Source organism: Hyphobacterium sp. (assembly GCF_965228115.1).
Classification (GTDB): domain Bacteria; phylum Pseudomonadota; class Alphaproteobacteria; order Caulobacterales; family Maricaulaceae; genus Hyphobacterium.
On record NZ_OZ245794.1, the window covers coordinates 181,386 to 204,810 of the forward strand.

Consider the following 23,425-nt stretch of genomic DNA (forward strand, 5'->3'; position numbering starts at 1 on the left):
GCAGCATGACACTCTCAAGACGGGAAATTCTGAGCGGTTTAGCGGTTGGAGGCGCGAGCTTCGCGGCGCCAGCCGCCACGCAGGAGCGAATCACAGCGGAGGCTGTTCAGTGTTTATCCCCGATCCTCGGCGTCGATTACACGGATCAGGAAGTCGAACAAATGATGGTTGGGCTCGATGATTGGGCGGAAAGCATGGCCCGCTTGAGGGCGATGGACTACCCCAACACGCTGCAGCCCGCCAGCGTGTTCGACCCCCGCCAGCCGGGCGTCGAGTATGAAGCCGCTCCCACATCTGTGAGTATTCCACCCGATCCGCCGGGGCCGCTGCCGGGATCGGCCAGCGAGATCGCATTTTCGCCCGCGTGGAAACAGGTCGCCTGGCTCCGCTCTGGCGAGCTGACAGCGCGGCACCTTGCGGACCTGTATCTGGAGCGGATTGAGCACCATGGCGGTGAACTTGAGTGTTTCGTGACCGTGACTGCGGACGTTGCAAGGCAACAGGCAGATCGAGCGGATGCGGAATTGGCGTCCGGCATAGACCGCGGGCCTTTGCACGGGCTGCCTTATGCGATGAAAGACATCATCGATATCGCCGGTATTCCCAGCACCTGGGGTGCAACGCCGTACCAGGATCGCGTCGCTGAACGCACGGCGTTCGTTGCGCAAAAACTGGAAGCTGCAGGCGCGGTTCTCCTTGGTAAATCAACGACTGGAGCGATTGCATATAATGACCTCTGGTTCGATGGATTAACACGAAACCCCTGGAACCCCGGCGAAGGAAGTTCCGGCTCCAGTGCGGGGTCGGCATCGGCGGTAGCGGCCGGTCTGGCGAGTTTCGCCATCGGGACAGAGACATTGGGCTCCATTGTCTCACCCTCGCATCGCTGTGGCACGACCGGCCTTCGTCCGACTTTCGGGAGAGTGTCACGGTCCGGTGCGATGGCCCTTTGCTGGTCGCTCGACAAGATCGGACCCATCACACGGGATGTGGCTGATACGGCACTGGTATTGAGCGCGATCAATGGTCTGGACCCCACGGATGCTTCGTCGATTGAAGCAGGTTTCGGCGTGGATTGGGCCGCAAACCCTGCCCGTCTGCGTGTCGGCTTTTTGCCGGCTGCTTTCGAGAATGCAGCGCCACCGGATCATGCGGCCTTGGCGGCTGTTCGCGATTTGGGATGCGAAACGATTGAGCTGTCATTGCCTGATTTGCCTTACGGGGCATTGGGGGCGGTCGTTGAAACCGAAGCGGCGGCTGCTTTCGAGGACCTGACGCTGTCAAATCGGGATGATGAACTGCGCTGGCAGGAGACGCGGGCCTGGCCAAACACCTGGCGTCGCGCCCGCCTACGATCCGCGGTGGATTATATGAACGTCGACCGGTTTCGCAGGGACGTTTGCGCAATGATGCAAGGGGTTTTCGAGCAATGTGACGTTATTGTGGGACCCAACTTTGCGAGTTCCATGCTGTTGATTACCAATTTTACGGGCCATCCCAGCCTGATCCTGCGATCCGGCTTTACGGAGCGCGCCTTGAATCCGCTGACAGCGAGCGGCCTACCGCCAACGGATGCCACATACCGTATGCCTTATGGCACCAGCCTTTGGGCCCCCCTCTTTCGTGAGGACCGCCTGATTGCGCTGGGACGCGCGATCGAATCGCGGCTCGGTGTGGCAGCAGAAACGCCGCGGATGTTCTCATGATGGACGATCACATTTTTTATGATTGCGCGACGGCACCAAGCCCCCGCCGTGCTCGCATATTTATCGCCGAAAAGGGTCTGGAAGTGCCGACAATCCAGATCGATCTCAGATCCGGCGAGCAACTCGGTGAGGCTTTCCGGGCAGTTAATCCGCGGTGCACGGTGCCTGCGCTCAAATTGCCAGATGGGACAGTGCTCGGGGATAACGCTTCCATTGCGCGCTACCTTGAGGAAATTCGTCCAAAACCTGCCTTGATGGGCATCACGCCGGTAGAAAAAGCACGAATTGCCGAGTGGAACGCAATTGCTGAATTCGATGGTCTGCTGGCCATGGCTGAAACCGTCAGGAACTCGCTGAAGGGGATGAAGGGCCGGGCGCTGACAGGCCCAAAAAACTACGATCAGATTCCAGCTCTGGCCGAGCGCGGTCGAGCCCGCGTAGCACACTTTTTTGAAACCGCCGACCGGCGACTGAATGAAGCCCCCTATCTTGGTGGTGATCACTACTCGATTGCAGATATAACGGCATTTGTCGTGGTCGAATTCGCAGCTTGGGTAAAGCTTTCACCGGATGAGTCGCAATCTGCTCTCATCGAATGGCATCAGGCACTTGCGGCGCGGCCAAGCGCTAAAGTCTAGGGCGACTGATTGTGACTTGACTGCAACGATGGCTCGCAAAACGCCCTGAAAACAGGCCAATAATACCTATTGGCCTATGTCCACAGTGTTCTTGTCCTTTTTCCCAGCGCGGAAATAAGTCAGAACTGTCAAATGAAACGGCGAAAAAGCCGCACAAGCGTACCTGGCTTGGCCAGGGTCGGGAGGAAACAAATGAAAACCATCACCCGCGCAGCCTTGATGGCTGCGGTATCCGCAACTGCATTCACGGTCCCTGTATTCGCTCAGGAGCGTCAGACGGTGGACGTGATCACCGTGACCGCTCAGAAGCGCGAACAGGGCATTCAGGATGTTCCCGTCGCCGTGACCGCTTACACTGCGGAATTGCTTCAGAACTCTGGTGTTCGCGACATCAAGGACCTGGCCGTGATTGCGCCGGGTTTGAATGTGACATCGACCTCGAATGAATATTCGACAACGGCGCGCATACGCGGCGTTGGTACAGTGGGCGACAATCCGGGTCTGGAATCTTCCGTGGGCGTCGTGATTGACGGTGTGCCGCGTGCCCGTAACGGCGTCAGCTTCGGTGATCTGGGTGAGATCGAGCGGATCGAAGTGCTGCGCGGACCGCAAGGGACACTTTTCGGCGCCAACACCTCGGCGGGTATCATCAATGTTGTAACGGCGGGCCCCGAGTTCGAATTCGGTGCCAACCTCGAAGCAACTTACGTGACCGATGCCGCAGACGGTTATCGCCTTTCCGGCAGCGTTACCGGACCGCTGGTTGAAGATCAGGCTGCCTTCCGTCTGTACGCAGCAACGGCAGACCGCGACGGATATCAATCCGTTCAAACGCTGGGTGGCCCACGCACTTTGAACGAAGATAACGACCAGAATTTCTTCACGGTACGTGGCCAGCTTCTGTTCAACATTGGCAGTACCGGCGAATTGACCATCGCGGCAGACTATACAAATCGCGATGAAAACTGCTGTGGCGGACCCAGCATAGTTTCCGGGCCGACAGCGGCGGCTATCAATGCACTTGTGCCCGGTGGCCGGCCATTGCCGGGCTCGGAAGATCCGTTCAGCCGGGTCATTCAGTCAAATCGTGACACAACGCAGGAAATCGAAGACCGTGGTTTCCAGTTCGAATACGTCAATGAATTCGATGGCTTTGAACTGACGGCGATCGGGTCGATTCGGGACTATGAGCTGACAACCGGTCAGGATACGGACTTTACCGGGGCGGACATTGTGTATCGGGATCCGTCACTGAATTCGTTCGAATTCGGCAATTCGACTTTCGAAGTCCGCGCTCAAGGCAATCGCGGCAATCTTGACTGGATGGTCGGTGCTTACTTCTCCGATGAGGAGTTGGTTCGCCGTGATGCCATCCAATATGGCTCGCATTTCGAGGCTTATTTAAGTCTTCTTGGAATGACCAACGATCCGACGCTTGTGGTGACCCTTGCTAACGGCTTGGGCGGTGCTTTCATCCCTGGATACACGCCTCTAGCGCCCGGGCAGGGCTTCCCGGCCGGCAGTGCCAATTCCGGCGGTGACCGCTACGAACAAGATGGCCGCGCAATCGGCCTGTTTACGCACAACACCTATGCGATCGCCGAGAATACGGACCTCACCTTTGGACTGCGCTGGACGCAAACCGAAAAAGATGCGCGAGCCAATTTCTCGCCGTCCAATGCACCGGCATGTGATGTCTGGGAGACGGTCTTTGGTGAAGCCCTAGATTTCTCGACGGCACAAAACCAGGCCATTCTGGCGGGCTTCTCACAAGCCTCCAACCTGCCTGTCGCCTCCCTGATACAGTTCGGAACCTTCACCTGTCTGCCGTCGGCGCGGGATGTCTACTCCAACATCAATTTCAATCAGTCGCTTTCGGAAGATGAATTCACGGGCCTTGTTTCGCTGTCACATCGGTTCAACGATGACTTCCTGATGTATGGTACCTATTCACGTGGGTACAAAGCGGGTGGCTTCAACCTCGACCGCTTCACTCAGGCTGGCGCGACGGCGGTTAATTTTACCAATGTTCTGGCGGGCACATCGCCCTATCCGGCTCAGTTTGATCCGGAAATCGTCAATTCATTCGAGGTCGGCTTCAAAACCGAAGGCTTCAACGATTCTCTGTTGGCCAATCTGTATCTGTTCCGTTCGGACTTTGAATCCTTCCAGCTGAACACGTTCAACGGAATCGCCTTCTTCGTGACGTCACTGAACGAAGGGGCTATTTCCCAAGGTGCAGAATTCGAGCTGCTCTGGTTCCCGGAAGAAGCACCGGGTCTGACCATTCAAGGTGGCCTGACTTATGCGGACACGACCTACAACAGCTTCGCCCCGACAGGCACGGCGGATGTAGACCGGTTGTCAGGTCAGAACTTCTCCTTGGCCCCGGAATTCTATGCTTCGGGTTCCGTGAGCTATGTTCGTCCGCTTCAGAACGGGCTCCAGTTCCTGGCGCATTTGAATGGCCGCTACATGTCTGAGCAAAATACCGGTTCAGACCTGGATCCTGAAAAAATCCAGGAAGGTTATGCTGTGTTGAACGGCCGTCTTGGAATTGGCGCTGAAGATGAGAGCTGGTCAGTTGAGCTCTTCGCGAACAATTTGTTCGATGAAGATTATGTCCAGGTCGCGTTTGACGGACCGTTCCAACCCGGTTCGTTTAACGCCTTCCTTGGCCAGCCGCGTGTTGTCGGTTTGACACTGCGGGCTCGCCGCTAGGCCGTTAGAAAGCTTGAATTTGGGTCGGAGCCGCGCTCCGGCCCTTTTTCTTTTCAGTGGAATCATCCTTTTTGATGGTGGCCAACACTCCTATACTGGCTTACCAAAGTAGACTGTGATGACGCCCGAACGACGCACCCTTTTAATCGGCTTGGCCGTATTTCTGGTTTTCGCCTTTGCGATAACCAGCTGGAGTCCCGTGGCGCCTCGGCACCTCGAAGCTCGTCTGCAGGAGGCTGCAACAGAAGCGCTTTCCAGCCGGGAATACCGCTGGGCTCAGGTTAGTGTCGAAGGGCAAGTGGCCACGCTTGAAGGGCGTTGGCCCAGCGAAACCGCTCATGATGCAGCGCTCGCGACACTATGGTCTTCGGAATGGTCGGGTGGTCGGCTTGCAGGCGGGCTAACACGGATCATCGACAATACCGAGCCTCAGGAAGGCGAGGCCGCTAGCCGGATTGTCGCGATTATTGGCGAAGATGGACTTTCCATCACAGGGGTTGTGCCGGATGATGCGGCCAGAACAGAGCTGCTGGAATTTGCGGATCTCCTTTTCCCGGGTGATTTCGAAGCGCGATTGTCTGCGCGAAGTGACGCTGAAGGACGCGAAGGTTGGCTGGCGGCGGCGAGCCAATTGCTATCGGCTTTATCACGGCTTGAAGAAGGCGTGTTCGTTCTGGAAACTGAACAGGCGCTCCTTTACGGGCTGGCTGACAGCAACGCACGCGCCGAGACTGCAATGGCAACGCTTGCCGAAATCCCGCAGTCCTACCGCAACGCGGTTTTGATTTTCACGGGCGACCAACATGCGGGAGAAATTACTGACAATGCATGGTGTCAGGAGTTTCTGGAGGCCGCTGGCTTGATGGGGCGGATGCGTTTCAATCCTGGAAGCAGCGACTTGCAATCCACATCGAACGACAATCTTGTTCATATTTCCCGCGTTGCTAGAGCTTGCCCGGAAACAGAATTTACGGTGAGCATTCGTCCGGTCGTTTCCGGGAATGCGCCGGCCGAAACACTTGCTGAACAACGCGGTCAGGCGGTACGCGCGGCACTTGGCGAGAACGGGCTGGATCTTGAATCGATCGTAGTCCGCGTGGAACCTCAACAAGATCAACTCGTCCGCATCTTTCCCGGAATTGAAGGAGAAGGCTGAATGCTGTGGCTCATCTGGCAGATGTGGTTTTTCCTCGCCATCGCTTTTCTGATTGGTCTTGGCTTGGGGTGGCGCTTGTGGTCATCCTCTGGAGTGGCGGGCAAGGCACTTCAGGATGCGCGCGACGAGATCGGACGTCTGCAGCGCGAGAATGATAGCTTGACCAAAACAGCGGCTCGGCATCAGGCCGCTTTGGATGCGCAGGCCAAGGAAGAGACCGCAAAGCCAGAAGCGTCGGCCGCAAAGAAAAGCGCCGCCGAGAAAGCGTCCAAAGATGGAGCTTCCGCTTCAGCGGACGATTTGACGGCAATCAAGGGTGTCGGACCCAAGGCGGCAGCTGCGCTGGAAGAAGCTGGTATCACGACATTCGCTCAGATTGCGGCCTGGACGAGAAAAGACGTTTCAGATTGGGATGCGAAGCTCAATAGCCGGGGGCGGATTGAACGCGATGATTGGGTTGGCCAGGCTAAGGCAAAAAGCGGCTAGCTGTACTGCGCCAGAACGCCTCTCGCATCATAAGCATCGGGCTCATTCGAGCGTTGTCCCTGACGGATGAGAATTTCCAGCGAAAACGATTTATCGCCCGCGCCAGGGCTCAGGCTGATTCCAATGCCCACGCCTGATCCAGAATAGCCACGCGAACCCCAGGACCGGCCGACGCTGCCGCCGACACGGACCGGATTCCGGTCATCACCATCTCGCGAGCGGGCAACAACTATAAACCAGTCGCCGCCCTGTTCGAGTGTCAGCTCTGCCGCGCGGCGGAGGACCATGTCTTCCAATTCGCGATAATCAACGTCGGATCCGCCATCAAAACGAACCCGAAAGCGATCACTTTCGATTTGTTGCTCAGAATAGCCGCGGTTACTCTCGTGAGCGGGGGCGTAGACCGTCGGGCCGCCGGCACAGGCCATAAGGGCGCTACAGACCAGAATTATCGACGCTTTGCGCATGTGTCGCTCCCTGTTCACTTGCCGACAGAAAGGCGCTCCAGAAGTTTCAAAGCGCTATCGGCAATTACTGTTCCCGGTGGAAACACAGCCGCCGCGCCCATTTGTCGAAGCACGGGTTCATCGTCAGGCGGGATAACCCCCCCGACAATTACCAGCATGTCCTCGCGGCCAACATCACGCAAGGCATTTCGCAATTCCGGTAATAGGGTGAGGTGGCCGGCTGCGAGCGAAGACATGGCGGCGGCATCGACATTTTCTTCATTTGCCAGTTCGGCCGCCTCTTCGGGGGTCTGAAACAGCGGACCAATCACTACGTCCCAGCCCATGTCCGCAAAAGCAGAGGCCACAACCTTCTGGCCACGGTCATGCCCATCCTGGCCAAGTTTGGCGATCAGAATTTTTGGCTTCTTGCCGGTCCGCCTTTTGAATTGTTCTGCTGACGCGATCGCGGTCGCCACTTTTGCATCGGCGCCGGCTTCCTTCGCATAAACGCCGCGGATCACACGGATTTTCGCCTCGTGACGATTAAAGGCGCGCTCCATGGCACTTGAAATTTCACCCACAGTGGCTTTCGCCCGTGCCGCGTCGACAGACAATTCCAGCAGATTGCCGCTGCCTTCAGCTGCATTCGCCAGGGCGTTCAGCTTCGCCGTTGTCTCGGCGTCATCGCGTTCCGCGCGAAGGCGTTTCAGCTTTTCTTCCTGTTCTTTTCGGACTTGGTAATTGTCGACTTTCAGGACCGGCACGTCTTCATCTTCATCCAGGATGAACTTGTTCACACCGGTGATAGTTTGTTGTCCCGAGTCGATGCGCGCTTGTGTCCGGGCCGCAGCTTCTTCGATGCGGAGCTTGGGCGTGCCTTCCGCGATCGCTTTCGCCATGCCGCCCAGCGCATCCACTTCGGCAATATGGGCAAGGGCCCGGTCTGCGAGCTGCTGGGTCAGGCTCTCGACGTAGAAAGACCCACCCCAGGGATCTATGGCATCAATCAGGCGGCTTTCTTCTGCCAGCACCAATTGTGTATTGCGTGCAATCCGTGCCGAAAAATCGGTAGGTAATGCAAGGGCTTCGTCCAATGAATTGGTATGTAGAGATTGTGTGTGACCATCGATGGCGGCAATCGCTTCAAGCGTTGTGCGCCCGACATTGTTGAACACATCCTGCGCCGTCAGCGACCATCCAGAGGTCTGGCAATGCGTTCTGAGGCAGATTGATTTGTCGGACTTCGGAGCAAACCGGTCCTTGACCAATCCCGCCCACAAAAGCCGCGCAGCCCGTAATTTGGCTATTTCCATGAATACATTCATGCCAATGCCGAAAAAGAATGAGAGACGTGGCGCAAATTTGTCGACATCGAGCCCGGCAGCGATACCGGTTTTTATATATTCAAGCCCGTCGGCAATGGTGTAGGCCAACTCCAAGTCCGCTGGCGCCCCGGCTTCCTGCATGTGGTATCCGGAGATCGAGATGGAGTTGAAACGCGGCATCTTTTCAGCGGTATACGCAAAGATATCCGAAATAATCCGCATGGAAGGTTCAGGTGGGTAGATGTAGGTGTTCCGGACCATGAACTCCTTGAGAATATCGTTTTGTATCGTTCCGGTCAGTTGATCGGGCGACACGCCCTGTTCTTCTGCCGCGACGATATACAACGCCATGATTGGCAAGACCGCGCCATTCATGGTCATGGAAACGCTCATTTCATCCAGCGGAATTCCGTCAAATAATTCGCGCGCATCGTAAATGGAATCGATTGCAACGCCGGCCATGCCGACATCTCCACTGACGCGCGGATGATCACTGTCATATCCGCGGTGCGTGGCGAGGTCGAAAGCAACGGAAAGGCCTTTTTGGCCGGCTGCCAGGTTGCGCCGGTAAAAAGCATTGGAATCTTTGGCGGTGGAGAAACCGGCATATTGCCGGATCGTCCAGGGCCGTTGCAGGAACATGGTAGGATAAGGACCGCGGATGAAGGGAGCGGCGCCGGGGATCGTCTGGCGGCCAGCCGCAAGGCTGTCATCGCCGTCATAATCGCCTTTAACAGAGATGCCCTCCGGACTGGCCCAATCTACCTGGCCTGCGGTGTTGCAAGACCGTCCAGCACGTTGCCGATGGGCGAAGTTAATCCGGTTGGTCATGACCGCCCCCCATCAAGTGCTGCATCTTCCAATCGGATAGGCCCAAAATCAGCGTCGCTGCTTGGCGGTGGAGCGCCGGGCTCATAGCGCATTTCACGCAAATCAGCCGAGGCGTGCCGGTTCACACCAAACAGGGTGGCGTCTCCGCTTTTATACTTGGCCATCAGGGCTTGGGCCGAACTCGCAACTGCCGCAGAAAAGTGGCTGCGACCGATGGATTCGAATTGACCATTGTCTTCTTGTTCTTGAAAAATCGACCATGCGGCTTCCGCGAGTGAATGGCTCAGCTGTTCGTGCAAATAGCTGCCGGCGGCCGGATCTGAGACCTGCCCGAGACGAGATTCTTCCTGCAAAAGTATATGCAGGTTTCTCGAAAATCGCCTGGCCAGGCCATCTGGCCGCCCCAGCCACTGGGTTGGCGGAAGAATTGTGATGGTATCCGCGCCACCAGCGGCCGCCGCAAACGCAGCTGAGGTAAGACGGATCATATTTGTCCACGGGTCCTGCCGTGTGAGCATTCGCGCACTGGAAACAACGCGAATTTCTGGCATCACATCCGCATCATAAGCTGCGGCGATGGAAGCTATGACCTGACGCGCGGCGCGCAGCTTGCTGATCGACAGATGGATGTCAGCATCAGCGGAGAAAACGATTTCGACCTGTTGAACGGCCTGTTCCGGATTGATGCCGGACTCCACCATGCGTCCCAGACCGCAAGCAAATCCGGACGCTGCATAAGCCAGCTCCTGGGCTTCGGTGCCGCCCGCCTCATGGACACACCGTGCATCAACGCTTGCTATGGTGAAGGCGGCATAGTCTTTGGCAAGCTCAGCAAGGTCCGCATGGCGAGCGTCGATCCCCAAACCGGCAGATTTCGCCCCCTTGTCTGAAAGCATTTTTGCAAACCCGGCTGCGTCAAAATTGTGTCCAGGCTCGAGATGAATGGGCGCGATGTCGAGGTGAATATCTGCAAGAAGCAGTGTCCAATCTTCATCGGAGTTCAATCGGATTCCATGCTCACCGGTATCGTCAATCACGAGGCCTATTTGCGAGACGCCGCCCGTGAGATCTTGCAAGATTCGGTGGTTTGCTGCCTTTGCGTCAGGGTCGCTGAATGATTGGCGAATATTCCACGGCAGGTCGCCGTCGCGTCGCGCTGTAGGGAAGGGGGAAGGAGATCCGGTGTCAAAAAAAACTGGCCCTCGCGGAAGATCGTCGGCCGTTCTGCGCGCCAGTGTCTCGTCGAAGTCGGAGCCGCGCAGGGCTTTAAGCGCCAAATCCCTCCAGCTTTCGGCTAATGGTTCGGGGAAATCCGCCAATATGTCGTGGACAGTTTTGTTCATTGTCTCCAACCGATCACGCTGAATGCCTGTGAGCAAAAGTTCTGCGATGCTTACATCGACTATTTGCGTCATGGACAGGCGTGAAACAATCCTCGGCCTGTATATCATCCCGTAGATTTTGCGACCTCAATGGAGCGCAAAATGCCGACTGAAACCACTTCCCGTCTTCAACTTGACTATGTGATGCCCGCGCAGGCGCAAAAACATGTCACGGTAAATGAAACCTTCCGAAAGCTTGATGCGCTTGTGCAGGCCGCTGCAAAAAGCCGTGTAACGGCGGACCAACCTTTGACGCCGAGTGAAGGGGACGGCTATCTCCTGCCGGCTACTCCAGCCGGCGAGGACTGGTCACTCATGACCCAAAACAGCCTCGCGGTTTTCCGGGATGGCGAGTGGGTAGAAACGGTACCAGTCATCGGTATGAGGGTCTGGGTCGAAGACGCGCTCGCGCTTTTCGTTTTTGACGGGACGAATTGGCAGAAAACCACTTCCAATATCGATGAACTGCAAAATCTCGATCTGCTGGGTGTCGGCACATCGGCAGATCAGGCCAATCCATTTTCAGCCAAGCTCAATGCGGCGCTCTGGACCGCGCTGGAAGCCGGAAATGGCGGAAGCGGTGATCTTCGTTTTACGTTGAACAAAGAAAATCCGGACGATGTTCTGAGTTTGCTTTTTCAATCGGGATACGCCGCACGGGCCGAACTGGGCTTGATCGGGACTGACGCCTTTGTCCTGAAAACATCAACAGATGGAATTGCGTGGACCGAAACGCTTCACGCAACGCCGGATGTGGTGACGGTGGGGGCGGCGCAAGGGATCGAACTTTCCGCAATTAATGGGAAATGCCCCGGCGCGGTTCGCAATCTCGTGATCAATGGGGACTTCGCCATTGCGCAGCGCGGTTCGGAAATACTGAATCCCGCCGCGGGCGATTATTTGCTCGATCGTTGGAAGCTGGTTTCGCCCAGCGGGATGGATTGCGACGTCTCGCAGGAAAGTTTTAATGCGGGCCAGGCCGATGTTCCCGGTGAACCGGGACACTTCATGCAATGGCGATTGCAGGGCACAGCCGCAGGCAATCCCTGGATCGAGCATCGCGTAGAGAGCGTTCGGAGCCTGAGCGAAGGACAGGCGACCTTAAGTCTGTTTGCGAGGGCCTCGCGGACTGTGTCCATGACGTCGCGGGTTCGACGTGTGTTTGGAACGGGGGGCTCCGCTACCGAGGAATTGGAGCGGCAAACACTGGCGCTTTCCACCGATTGGCAGCGATTTGTGATGCCGATTACGGTTCCGTCGCTAGACGGAAAAACACTCGGGTCCGGACATCATATCTCGATCGAATTATACTTGGCCTCGGGTGAGACGAGTGTCGATATCGACCTGGCAGATGTTCAGCTGGAGCACGGCTCGATTGCCACGCCTTTCGACCGGCGGCCTGTCTCCCAAACGCTCCGGGCATGTCAGCGCTATTTCGCAAAAACCTATGCACACCAAACAGCGCCGGGAACAACCACAAATGCCGGAGCGCTGTTCACCGCCAGCAACGGGCCGTCAACCACGGCAATCTTCGATTGGCACCTTCCCCAGGATATGCGGACGGACCCCACGGTATCGTTTTACTCCCCTTCAACCGGGGCGAGCGCGATGGCGCATGTTGGCATCGTAGATATCGCGGTCTCGTCCCTTTCCGCGTCCCAAACACGTGTTTCAGCGCAGACGGCGTCCCATTCGGCCAATGAATTGGCGCGTCTTCACATTACGGCAGACGCCGAGCTTTAGAGGGCAATATGATGGAATTATTCGAGATGGGCACTTCGGCCATGTCAGGCGGTTTGCTTGGCATGCTGGGAACAGCTTTGGGCCGCGTCACGGGCTATTTCGAACAACGCGCCGATGATGCACAGGAAAGACAGCGTTGGGCCCACGAATTGCAACTGGAAGAGATGCGCAATCAGTCCGCAATGCAGATGGCAGACAGCGAAAATGACGCCGCACGGATTCAATCGCAATATGAGAATTTGCGGGAAAGCTTGCGCAATGACGCCTCGCTTGAGAGCGGCTATCGGTGGGTTTCGGCCGTTAGGGCCTTGGTGCGGCCAGTTCTGACACCTCTCTTGTGGGCATTATATCTGATTGTTTTCTTCACTGTGATGTCGGGAGCCGCCGACCGCTTTCTTGCAGAGCAGGTCGAGGGCGATTTCATCGCTTACTTCATCTCGAACATCGCTTTCACCGCAAGCGCAGCCACGCTTTGGTGGTTTGGTGATCGTGCGCGCCCGATGAACCAAAACCGTTAAGCGGCGGCCTTAGCCAATCGCTCCAACGCCTCGCGAACATAAGGAAACATGCTCTCGGTCATGGCATGACCATTGTTCGGTACCAGCGTGAGACGCGCATGCGGACAGGCATCGGCCAGTTGATGTGCAGTGCGTGGCGGGCAAACGACATCATAGCGGCTATTGATGATTTCCATCGCAATACCATCAAGTTTCCGCGCATCGTCTAGGAGCTGGTTTTCTCGCAAAAAACAGCGATGCGCGAAATAGTGAGCCTCGATTAGGGAATGGGTGGCAATGAAGGCCTTTCCACGTGCGGCCAGTCCCGTGCGAACCTCATCGGCGGACATGTCCAGCCATGAGATCCGATCTTCATACTCGGTCCAGCGGTAAAGCAATGAGCGACGCAATTCGGACAATGTGGCTTTGCCGGACTCTAGCCCGTCCATGGATCGCAAGCCGTCGGCGATTTCCGACTGCATGATCGCGACAGCTTCTTCGAAAAACGAATTGATCGCGCTTTTCTGCGGGCCCGCTTTACCGGCCAGAAAGTCTTTGAACGCATCCGGGAAGAGATTTGGCGCTCCGGGGCGGGTATGCCACCAGGCAAGTTCGTCATTTGACCCGAGAAACACCCCTTCAACCAGCAAGCCCGAAACAGAGGCAGGGTGCGCCTGGCTGTAGGCCAATGCCAGTGTCGAGCCCCAGGAGGGACCCATTACAATCCATTTTTCTACACCCATTGATATTCTCAGCGCCTCGATATCGCTGATCAGATGCTGGGTCGTGTTGTTTTTCAGCGAATAGAGCGGTGCCGACCGTCCGCAGCCGCGCTGATCGAACAGGACCAGATCAAACCGTTCCGGGTCGAAAAATCGGCGATACTTAGGTGTACAGCCAGAACCGGGGCCGCCATGGAGAAATACGGCTGGAACCCCGCCCTGTTTCCCGCAACGCTCCCAATACAGCCTGTGGCCGTCGCCGGTCTCCAAGTGTCCGGTTTGAAACGGTTTTTGCTCAGGAAAAAAACTCATCGCTGAAGCCTAGCAGGGGACATGAATTATTCGCCTTGAATTCGCAGGCCACCGTATCCGTATTGCTGGCAAGGTGAAAACGAAATGCCTTGACCGCATCGCTGCTAAAGCACACACCTTTGCGCATGTCCGACAAATCCAAACCGGGCCAGGCGGCCAAGAAAACTCCAGCTTCCGACAAGGAAGCACGATTGGCGGAGGCATTGCGAAAAAATTTGCGGCGGCGCAAAGCGGCAACGAATCCCAAATCAGGTGATTAGTTTTTCCGTGAATCGCGATTGCGTCCTGGCATCACCCTGACGGCTCACAAAGGTTGGAAATTCAAAGAGCGAATGGTGCCGCAGGGGAGAGTTGAACTCCCGACCTCATCATTACCAATGATGCGCTCTACCACTGAGCTACTGCGGCTTGTTGTCTTGGACGGCGGCGTATAACCCAAGCGGCGCACGACGCCAAGTCCGCTATCACGCTTCATGACAGACAGGCTCCAAGCGGCAATACTAATGGTGGTCAGACCACCGATGCTTCTCGTTCAACACAATCTGACTCAACGATTCGCGCACCGGTATAACAGTCGAAAAAAAGCCGCCAGACCGGTTTAGACTTTGACTCTCATAGCCTTTCCCTGAAAAGTGTTAACGACCGGGGGGCGTATTGAGGTCTGTAAAAACCATTTGTGCGGGAATTTTGCTGGTTCTTGCTATGGCAGGAAACGCCAGATCTCAATCTGATGAGACTCTGGCAGAGGCGTTGGCGCAATCAGATATCGTCCCGGTAATTGTAACCTTTGATATGCCGGCGCTGGCGCTTGACAGCGGGCTAGCAAATGATCCCGCCTTCGCAGTTGAAACGCGGCTAGCACAGCAACGCGCCATAATCGCCCGCACCACGGGTCTGGAGCGCGTGGCGGCCGGCCTTGATCGGATCGACACAAGCGGGTCACACTTGCGGCGCGAATTCCGGACAATTCCTGCAGTTTCCATGTTTCTGGACGCGCAACAGATCGCTGCGCTATCGGCGGATCCTTCGGTGGCCTCCATCGTCCTTGACCGGTTGAACGCACCGTCCACGGACGGCACCATTCCTTTGATCGGGGCTTCGACCCTGCACAGTTCCGGAATGACCGGATCGGGCACGGCCATCGCCATTCTCGACACGGGCGTCGATCATGAACACCCCATGTTTTCGGGGCGAATTTCGGAATCTGCCTGCTTTTCGACGACAATCGTTGCGGACCAGGTGGCCAGCTTCTGCCCGGGCGGCGTTGCCGTCGACACATCAACTGCCGATGCAGGAGATGATTGTCCCTATACCGGTGACACGGCAACTGCTGTTGACGGGTGTGGCCATGGCACGCATGTGGCGGGCACTGCGGCGGGATCCAGCTGGGTCGATCCGGGAACCGGTGATACGCTGATTGGTGTGGCGCCAGGCTCCGGCATCATTGCGGTTCAGGTCTTTTCCCAGTTCAACAGCTCCGCGACGTGCTCCGGATTTGGCGCATCAACGCCTTGCACGCTGTCATATAACTCGGATCAGGTGGCGGCGTTGGAATGGCTGTTTACCAACCGTGTCGCACTGGGCGTCAGCTCAATCAATATGAGCCTGGGTGGCGGGCAGTTTGCCAATCATTGCACCTCGGATTCGCGCGTGACGGTCATCACCAATCTGCGTAATGCCGGGGTCGCGACTGTCATCGCGTCGGGCAATAATGGCTATAATGATGCGGTCGGCGCGCCAGCCTGTATCGAGCCGGCGATCACAGTTGGCGCGACGACGGACGCTGATGTCGTCGCCAGTTTCTCGAATTCCTCTTATGTGGTCGATTTGTTGGCACCGGGTGTCGCGATCAATTCGGCCGAGCCAACGATTGATGATACGCCGCCTGGACGTGCCCGATCCATTCAGGGAACGTCCATGGCGACGCCGCACGTGGCAGGAGCCGTTGCCCTACTGGTGGCCGCCAATCCCAATGCGAGCCTTCTGGATATCGAAACGGCGCTAGAGCAGACCGGCGTTGCGGTAACCGAGTCACCCTCCGGCCTTGTCCGGCCCCGTATCCGGGTGGATCTGGCGCATACGCTTTTGCAGAACATTCCCATTCCGGCGAATGATAATTTTGCCAATGCAACAGCGCTGGCGGGCGGCAGCACGAGCGTGGCTGGCACGAACCGCTTTGCGACTTCGGAAGTCGGCGAGCCCACACATGCCGGGGTCAGCAATGCGCAATCGGTCTGGTGGACCTGGACCGCTCCGGCCAGCGGCTCGACGACGATTGACCTGTCTGGCAGCTCATTCGACACAGTCATTCACGTATACACCGGCAGTGCGGTCAATGCGCTGGCAAGCGTCGCGAGTGATGATGACGGCGGGGTCGGCCAGACCAGCTCGGTTACTTTCACAGCTACCGTCGGCACGACCTATCGCATAGCGGTCGCCGGTCTGGGGACCGAGAACGGTACAATCTCCCTCAATTTGAATCAGCAGTCAGAGGGGCGAACGCTGATTGTTTCGCGCGCCGGAGCCGGAAGTGGGTTGATTGCCAGCGATATTGCGGGCATCGCCTGTGGCGCGGATTGCCGGGAGGTCTATGATTCCGGCACAATGGTGATGTTGACCGCAACAGCAGATGCCGGATCACATTTCACTGGTTGGGCGGGCGCAAGTGCCGGGCCGTGTACTGGCAGTACCAGCACATCTTGTACGGTAACTATCTCGTTCGCAGCGGTGAATGAAATCATCGCCACTTTCTCGCCGTCGAACATGTACACCGTCAGCGCGATGGCTTCTGGCTTGGGGCAGGGCTATTTTGCTGACGGCGGCGGAACACCCATCTGCAATGGCGGGGCCTGCACCCAAAGCGTCGCCAATAATGGCAGCGTAACGATTGTCGCTACGCCTAACGCCGGGTCGACTTTTTCCAGCTGGACCAGCGGTGGTTGCCCGACGCCGGGCTCGGCGACCTGCACCATGACGGTGACCAGCGATCAGCTCCTGACCGCGCAATTTAATATCTCGGCGCCGCCGCCCGCCGTGGCAGCAGCCATTCTGCCATCGGCGCGAAGCCTGACGGCAGGGGGCGGCCCGGTAACGGCATTTGCAACTGTTTTGACAGATGGCAATCCTGCACAGAATTGCCGTTTTAATACGCAGGGCTTGGGGGAACTCCAATTTACGGCTCGTGAGCGCCGCCATGGGGGGGAACTGGGCCCGGAAATGGAACTGTTTGATATCGCGGCAAATGGCCGGATGGACTTATTGCTCGAAGTTGCCGCACCGCCCGGCGCTGAGCCGCGTGCGCTGGATGTATTCCTGGCCCTGACCTGCCTGGAGAGCCAATTGGCCGTCATTCCTAACGTCAACACGCTGCATTTGACGATCGATGAGGTGCCTGGCACCGACTTGCTGTCGATAGCGGCGACGCCGACGGGCGATGGTGTGTTGTGGATGGATAATGATCGCATGAGCGGCGCATTCAGCGTGGCCGCGATGGATCTGGCCGCGGGGCATTCGGATGTCTTCTCCATCAGTGTGGATGATGGCGGACAGAATGTGCCGCTGGGCATGTCGCTATGCGTGACGGATGCGGGCGGCGCCTGTCTGACGCCTCGTGCGTATCATCTATTTTATCCTGCCAATGGCAAAGCACCGTTCTTTGTAGCGGTATTCGTACGTGGCGAGCCGGGAACAGCGCTACTTTTTGACCCGGCTTTGGTTCGGTCTTTTGTTCGGTTTCATGACGAGGAGGGTGTGGTGCGGTCATTGACCAGTGTCGCGCTGGGCGTTCGCAACTAGTCGAACGAGGCGTAACGCTCTGACCGCGAAGCGCTAATGGAAGTATGACATACAAGAAAGCACTGCTGGCAAGCTCGGCTGCGATGGCGGCAATCGTTCTGGCGTCACCCTCTGTGGCGCAGGACCCAGCCGGGCGGGCGCCAATGGACGGCGCGCTGGAGTGGTATGTCAATCTGGCCGAACAACTGGCGGACGCTGCGATCGTCGTTTCGCGGGCCTCATCGGTTGATGCACCGGCGGGTGCCGGCGCTGGTTGTGTGGCGGGGACAGGCGCAAACACCTTGGAATGCGGCGCCGGATCAACAACGGGCGCATCTGCGACGGAATCGACTGCTGTCGGCGGCTTGGCCGACGCGAGTGGCAGCCAATCCGCCGCGTTTGGTTATGCGTCTGATGCTACCGGGCAATTCACAACCGCCATCGGGTCGTTTGCAGAGGCAACCGACAATAGTGCGACAGGGGTGGGTTATAGCGCGGGTGCAACCGGATCATTGTCAACCGCGGTCGGGGCTCAATCTGATGCATCGGGCACGCGCGCGACTTCTCTTGGGTATGACGCGAACGCCACAAATAGCGATGCGCTTGCCGTTGGAGATTTCACAGACGCGACGGGTCAGATATCTACAGCCGTCGGGTCTTCCGCCCAGGCGGTCAATGGCGGCGCAACGGCTCTTGGCGGAAACGCGTCGGTCACAGGCTTTGTTGGAACAGCCGTCGGCTACCTCACGAGTGTGACCGGCAGCAATGGGATAGCCGTTGGAAATGCTTCGGACGCAACGGGCGCGTACGCCATCGCGATAGGTGGGGATGGCACGGATGGTGATAGTGATGGCGCACAAGCCACGGCGCAGGACAGCACAGCGATTGGCGCCGATGCAGATGCGACTCAAACCTCCGCCACCGCGCTCGGCGGCAGCGCCCAGGCCACCGGAACGCAGACGTCCGCATTCGGCGCCTCTGCCAATGCCAGTGGAGCAAACGGACAAGCGATTGGCGCATCATCAGCGGCTAGTGGAAGCAACTCCACCGCAATGGGCTTCAGCGCGGATGCGACGGGAACGTCATCTATTGCGGCTGGGGCCTCTGCTCAGGCCACTGCCACGGATGCCATTGCCATAGGCGGTGATTCCGGAGATGGCGATGCGGATGGCGCTGAAGCGACCGCCACGCGCGCGGTCGCCATTGGCAGCGATGCCGTGGCGTCGGGCACCAGCAGCATGGCCTTCGGGTTCACTTCGGTTGCCAGTGGCCAGCGGGCCACGGCCATTGGCGAGTATGCCCAGGCCGGTTCCGATTATGGCATTGCAATTGGCTCTGACGGAGCAGATGGCGATACGGTGGGGGCGCTGGCCGGTCAGGCTGCGGTCGCGCTTGGCACGGATGCTGAAGCCACCGGCAACGTCTCGGTCGCGATTGGGGATGGCGCGATTGCTTCAGGTGTTTCTGCCCTGTCTTTCGGCGACAACTCGGTGGCTTCGGCCAATCGGTCGATTGCCATTGGCGGCGATGATTCCGATGGCGATGCGTTGGGAGCGCGCGCCACATCGCCCAATGCTATCGCGCTCGGAGCGGATAGTTATGCTCAATCCGAAGGCGGAATGGCGCTTGGACGTGCTGCACAATCGAGTGCGATTGTCTCGGTCGCAATCGGCGATGAAGCGAATGCCGCCGGTGTGGCGAGCGTTGCATTAGGCGATAACAGCAATGCCACTAGCAATCGCGCGATTGCAATCGGTGGGGATGATGCAGATGGCGACAGTCTTGGGGCTCAGGCCACCAATGCGGGCGCAATCGCTTTTGGGGCCGACACCTTAGCCAATCAAACCAATGCGGTTGCGATTGGCCTCGGTGCGTCTTCGACGGGCGCCAACTCAATTGCCTTCGGTGGATCCGCTGCTGCCTCTGCTGCTGATAGCGTCGCAGTTGGATCGTTGTCCTCAGCGTCTGGCTTTTCATCGACAGCTGTTGGTCGTGGTTCGAATGCGAGCATGGCCGGGGCATCGGCCTTCGGCGAGGCCGCCCAAGCAACCGGTGTAGACAGTATTGCTGTTGGTGAGGGCGCAGCGGCTCAACAAAGCAGTTCCGTCGCATTGGGGGCGGCGGCGCTTTCGTCCGGATCGGGATCCATTGCAATTGGTGGCGATGATGCCGATGGCGATACCGCAGGCGCACAGGCTATGGCAGCAGGCGCGATTGCTCTAGGTGCCGATACGACTGCTTCCGGGAACCATACAGTCGTCCTAGGTTTTCAAGCCTCGGCGAGCCTGGCGGACGGGATTGCCATTGGTCATGCCACAACCGCTTCCGGCAATGCCGGGATTGCCATCGGTGGCGATGGAAATGATGGCGATACCGATGGCGCAACGGCGTCCGGGTTTGGAGCCATCGGCATTGGTGCAGACGCAAATGCGGCGGGTAACTACTCTGTGATTGCCGGATATCAATCTGAGGCCACATCTGTCGATGGTATTGCGATTGGCCGCGAAAGTGAATCGTCCGGAAATGCGGGCATCGCAATCGGGGGTGATGCGGGCGATTCCGGTTCGGAAGGCGCTTCTGCCAGCGGCGCGCAATCGATAGCTATAGGGGCGGACTCAAGCGCGACCGCTACCAATGCCGTTGCAATCGGCCTGGGCGTCGCTTCCACCGGCGCAAGTGCAATCGCGCTTGGTCCAGATGCCGCCTCCAGCCAGACCGGCAATATCGCCATGGGGGCGACTTCCGTGGCAAGTGGGGTGAACTCGATTGCCATCGGCCGTGAGACGGACGCGACCGGCGAAGCGTCTGTTGCGGTGGGCGCTTTCTCTCAAGCGACTGCGGATCGGGCCTTGGCGCTGGGTGTAAACACCACCGCCTCAGCGGCTTCGGCGACGGCGTTTGGTGTCTTTGCCCAAGCAACGGGTACCAATACGGCCGCTATCGGGACCTTCGCAAATGCGGGCGCCGCGTCTGCGACGGCCATCGGGGCGTCGACCGTTGCTACCGGGGCTGATTCCACGGCGATCGGAGCGGTGGCCTCTGCGAACAATACGAATGCGACCGCCATCGGCCGGACGGCGCGGGCGAATGCGGTGAATGCCACGGCCGTGGGCCGCGGCGCGGATGCGCTGGCGATCAACGCCATCGGGATTGGCGTGAATGTTGATGCGACAGCGTCTAACTCGATCTCGATCGGCGTGAACTCGGATACGACCGGAACCGGCGCGGTTGCGATCGGCGCCTTCTCGCAAGCGACTGCGGCGGATGCGTTCGCGTTCGGTACAAACGCCACTGCCGGTTTCTCTGGTTCCATGGCGATAGGGGCCAACACGTCCACGACCTTCGCCAACCAGATCCTGCTGGGTCTTTCGTCCAGCTTCTACACCCTTCCAGGCCTGGCCAATGCGGCAAACATCGTTTCGTCGGGTTCTGTGTCGCACGTGGTCGGCGTGGATGGATCCGGAAACCTGAAATCCGTCGCGATCAGCGAATTCCAGCTGGTGGCGCCGGATCAGGGTCCGGGTGTGCCGGCTGGGGCATCCCATAACACCGGTGCGTCAGCCGAGGTTGCGGCTTTAAGAGCACAAGTCGCGTCGTTGGAAGCGCGCGATGCGGCACGTGAAGCGGAGATGGATGCCATGCGGGCGGAGTTTGCCGCGCTCCGGGCGGAATTGCAGGGCGACACGTCCACAGCCGGTCAGACGACGGAAGTGGCAGCGTCTGGTTATCGCGATGAAGAGGGCCAGGAGGGCCTTCCCGGAGGCCATGGTGATAGCGGCGGCGGTCATGAAGACTTCGGGGGCTCAGGCGGCGGATCTGGTGGAGATGCCAGCCTGCCGGGCGGTAATCGCGGCGATGATGTGGACACACACGGATGGCGCGGCGGAGGCTCGGCCTTTGGCGAGATCAATCCGAACTATGCCAATGCCACACCGATTGCGGCCAATGCTGCGGCGATTGCCCAGAACACGACGGACATTGCCGCGCTGCAGCTGGACTTTGCGCAGTTCCAGACCGACTTCTCGAACCTGCAGAATGTGGTCGTCACCAATGCCGGGGACATCAAGACCAATACCGATGGTGTCGCGCTGGCGCTGGCCATGGCGGGGGTCACGTCACTTGAAGCCGGGGAGAACTATTCCCTGTCAGCGAACTGGGGCTTCTTCAATGACAGCCATGCGCTGGCCTTCTCGGGCGCCGCACGTGTGAACGAGACCTTCTCGCTCAACGCCGGCATCGGCTTCGGCGCCGATACAGGCGAAGTCGGTGGCCGCGCAGGCGTCCGCTGGGGGTGGTAAGAATGGCCTCAAGAGGCCCAATCCGGCGGACCATCGCGCGTATTGCCCCTCGACGCCTGTGAAACCGCCTTGAAATGGCCATGTCCATTGCTTGTATGACGCTGCAAGCAGAGAAAGGCCGGTTATGGATTCGATCAGGATTAAAGGCGGCAATCGTTTAAGCGGTGTTGTGCCCATATCGGGTGCAAAGAACTCGGCCTTGAAGCTGATGGTCGCCACCATTCTGACTGATGAGCCGCTGATCTTGTCCCGCATGCCGGATCTCGCTGACACGCGTTTTCTGTCCAACTTGTTGTCGCATCTGGGGACCGATGTTGAGCGGTCGGGGAGTGTTGTGTCGCTGCAAACGGCGAATATCGAACGCGCAGAGGCCCCTTATGATCTTGTCCGGAAAATGCGGGCGAGCTTTAACGTGCTTGGCCCCTTGCTTGCCAGAAATGGCAAAGCACGAGTTTCACTGCCCGGCGGGTGTGCGATAGGCGCGCGGCCCGTCGATTTACATCTTAAAGCGCTGGAATTATTGGGCGCACAGATCGAGTTGACGGACGGTTATGTCGAAGCCCGGGCGGATAAGGGGTTGATAGGCAGCAAGATCAACTTTCCGTTCGTCTCGGTCGGCGCAACTGAACATGCCCTTTTGGCCGCTGTTTTGGCCACGGGCGAAACGGTGCTGGAGAATGCGGCGCGTGAACCTGAAATCGTGGATCTTGCAAATTGTTTGATCGCAATGGGTGCCAGAATAGAAGGTGCCGGCACGTCAACCATCCATATTGAAGGGATCGACCGTCTATTAGGCGCAGACTACGCTGTAGTGCCTGACCGGATTGAGACCGGAACCTATGCTTTGGCCGTGGCAACGGCGGGGGGTGAAGTTCTACTGAAGGATGCGATCTGGGAGCACAATGAGGTATTATGGGACCGGTTGCACATGGCGGGAGCGCAGGTCACAGATCAGGCCGAAGGCGTGCTCGTTACAGCTGATCAGGAACGATTGATAGCGACCGATATTGAAACGCGTCCCTATCCGGGTTTCCCAACCGATGAACAAGCCCAATTCATGGCCGCCATGACGGTTGCAGAAGGACGATCCGTGATCCGGGAAACGATTTTCGAGAATCGGTTCATGCACGCACCGGAATTGATGCGGATGGGCGCCAGGATCGATTTGAAAGGCAATGAAGCGGTGGTGACAGGCGTGGGGCAATTACGCGGTGCCCAGGTCATGGCAACAGATTTGCGTGCTTCTGTTTCTTTGGTCATAGCGGGACTGGTTGCCGCAGGTGAAACCATGATCGGACGCGTCTATCATCTGGACCGAGGTTTCGAGAATCTTGAGGCAAAGCTGGCCGCTTGTGGAGCGGACATCGAAAGGGTGAAGAGCTAGG

General features: G+C 58.1%; 15 protein-coding genes and 1 tRNA gene. 10 read left to right on the top strand and 6 right to left on the bottom strand.

Annotated features, from left to right (window positions below):
• The first annotated feature begins 5 nt into the window (after nt 1-5).
• From ACO079_RS01370 to ACO079_RS01390, 5 genes are all read left to right on the top strand, one after another.
• A complete protein-coding gene (locus ACO079_RS01370) occupies nt 6-1,706 on the top strand; it encodes an amidase (protein WP_421791238.1) in 1,701 nt (566 codons plus the stop codon).
• Nucleotides 1,703-2,344 carry a glutathione S-transferase family protein gene (locus ACO079_RS01375; RefSeq protein ID WP_421791239.1) on the top strand — a complete coding sequence of 214 codons (642 nt, stop codon included), beginning with the start codon at nt 1,703-1,705 and terminating at the stop codon, nt 2,342-2,344. Before ACO079_RS01370 ends, ACO079_RS01375 begins: the two co-directional genes overlap by 4 nt.
• Before the next feature lie 192 nt (nt 2,345-2,536).
• The gene (locus ACO079_RS01380; RefSeq protein ID WP_421791240.1) at nt 2,537-5,065 is read left to right on the top strand and encodes a TonB-dependent receptor; all 2,529 of its coding nucleotides are present in this window, start codon (nt 2,537-2,539) and stop codon (nt 5,063-5,065) included.
• A 118-nt stretch (nt 5,066-5,183) separates the two neighbouring features.
• Complete coding sequence (locus ACO079_RS01385) at nt 5,184-6,221, top strand: hypothetical protein (RefSeq protein WP_421791242.1); 1,038 nt, start codon at nt 5,184-5,186, stop codon at nt 6,219-6,221.
• Complete coding sequence (locus ACO079_RS01390; RefSeq protein WP_421791243.1) at nt 6,222-6,707, top strand: helix-hairpin-helix domain-containing protein; 486 nt, start codon at nt 6,222-6,224, stop codon at nt 6,705-6,707. It begins immediately after the preceding gene.
• Here ACO079_RS01390 and ACO079_RS01395 read toward each other — a convergent pair.
• From ACO079_RS01395 to ACO079_RS01405, 3 genes are read right to left on the bottom strand one after another with little or no spacing between them, the layout of a single operon-like run.
• On the bottom strand, nt 6,704-7,174 hold the full coding sequence (locus tag ACO079_RS01395) for a CC0125/CC1285 family lipoprotein (RefSeq protein ID WP_421791245.1): 471 nt from the start codon (nt 7,172-7,174) through the stop codon (nt 6,704-6,706). The genes ACO079_RS01390 and ACO079_RS01395 overlap by 4 nt on opposite strands.
• Before the next feature lie 14 nt (nt 7,175-7,188).
• Nucleotides 7,189-9,312, bottom strand: a complete 2,124-nt coding sequence (scpA, locus tag ACO079_RS01400) for a methylmalonyl-CoA mutase (protein WP_421791247.1) — start codon at nt 9,310-9,312, stop codon at nt 7,189-7,191.
• Nucleotides 9,309-10,388 carry a methylmalonyl-CoA mutase family protein gene (locus tag ACO079_RS01405; RefSeq protein WP_421791248.1) on the bottom strand — a complete coding sequence of 360 codons (1,080 nt, stop codon included), beginning with the start codon at nt 10,386-10,388 and terminating at the stop codon, nt 9,309-9,311. Before ACO079_RS01405 ends, scpA begins: the two co-directional genes overlap by 4 nt.
• Before the next feature lie 408 nt (nt 10,389-10,796).
• On the opposite strand from ACO079_RS01405, the gene ACO079_RS01410 reads away from it, so the two are divergent.
• A complete protein-coding gene (locus ACO079_RS01410) occupies nt 10,797-12,437 on the top strand; it encodes a DUF2793 domain-containing protein (protein ID WP_421791249.1) in 1,641 nt (546 codons plus the stop codon).
• Between the two features lie 8 nt (nt 12,438-12,445).
• Nucleotides 12,446-12,955, top strand: a complete 510-nt coding sequence (locus tag ACO079_RS01415) for a hypothetical protein (protein ID WP_421791251.1) — start codon at nt 12,446-12,448, stop codon at nt 12,953-12,955.
• On the opposite strand, the gene pip is transcribed toward ACO079_RS01415, so the two are convergent.
• From pip to ACO079_RS01430, 3 genes are all read right to left on the bottom strand, one after another.
• The gene (gene pip, locus ACO079_RS01420) at nt 12,952-13,968 is read right to left on the bottom strand and encodes a prolyl aminopeptidase (protein ID WP_421791253.1); all 1,017 of its coding nucleotides are present in this window, start codon (nt 13,966-13,968) and stop codon (nt 12,952-12,954) included. The genes ACO079_RS01415 and pip overlap by 4 nt on opposite strands.
• Entirely contained in the window at nt 13,952-14,197 is a 246-nt protein-coding gene (locus tag ACO079_RS01425; protein ID WP_421791254.1) for a hypothetical protein, read from the bottom strand. Before ACO079_RS01425 ends, pip begins: the two co-directional genes overlap by 17 nt.
• A gap of 104 nt (nt 14,198-14,301) precedes the next feature.
• Nucleotides 14,302-14,376, bottom strand: a tRNA-Thr gene (locus tag ACO079_RS01430).
• A 294-nt stretch (nt 14,377-14,670) separates the two neighbouring features.
• Here ACO079_RS01430 and ACO079_RS01435 point away from each other — a divergent pair.
• The 3 genes from ACO079_RS01435 to murA all read left to right on the top strand — a co-directional run bounded on the left by ACO079_RS01435 (nt 14,671) and on the right by murA (nt 23,424).
• Nucleotides 14,671-17,763, top strand: a complete 3,093-nt coding sequence (locus ACO079_RS01435) for a S8 family serine peptidase (protein WP_421791255.1) — start codon at nt 14,671-14,673, stop codon at nt 17,761-17,763.
• Between the two features lie 44 nt (nt 17,764-17,807).
• Complete coding sequence (locus ACO079_RS01440) at nt 17,808-22,040, top strand: beta strand repeat-containing protein (protein ID WP_421791257.1); 4,233 nt, start codon at nt 17,808-17,810, stop codon at nt 22,038-22,040.
• A gap of 124 nt (nt 22,041-22,164) precedes the next feature.
• The gene (gene murA, locus ACO079_RS01445; RefSeq protein WP_421791259.1) at nt 22,165-23,424 is read left to right on the top strand and encodes a UDP-N-acetylglucosamine 1-carboxyvinyltransferase; all 1,260 of its coding nucleotides are present in this window, start codon (nt 22,165-22,167) and stop codon (nt 23,422-23,424) included.
• Nucleotide 23,425: the final 1 nt, after the last annotated feature.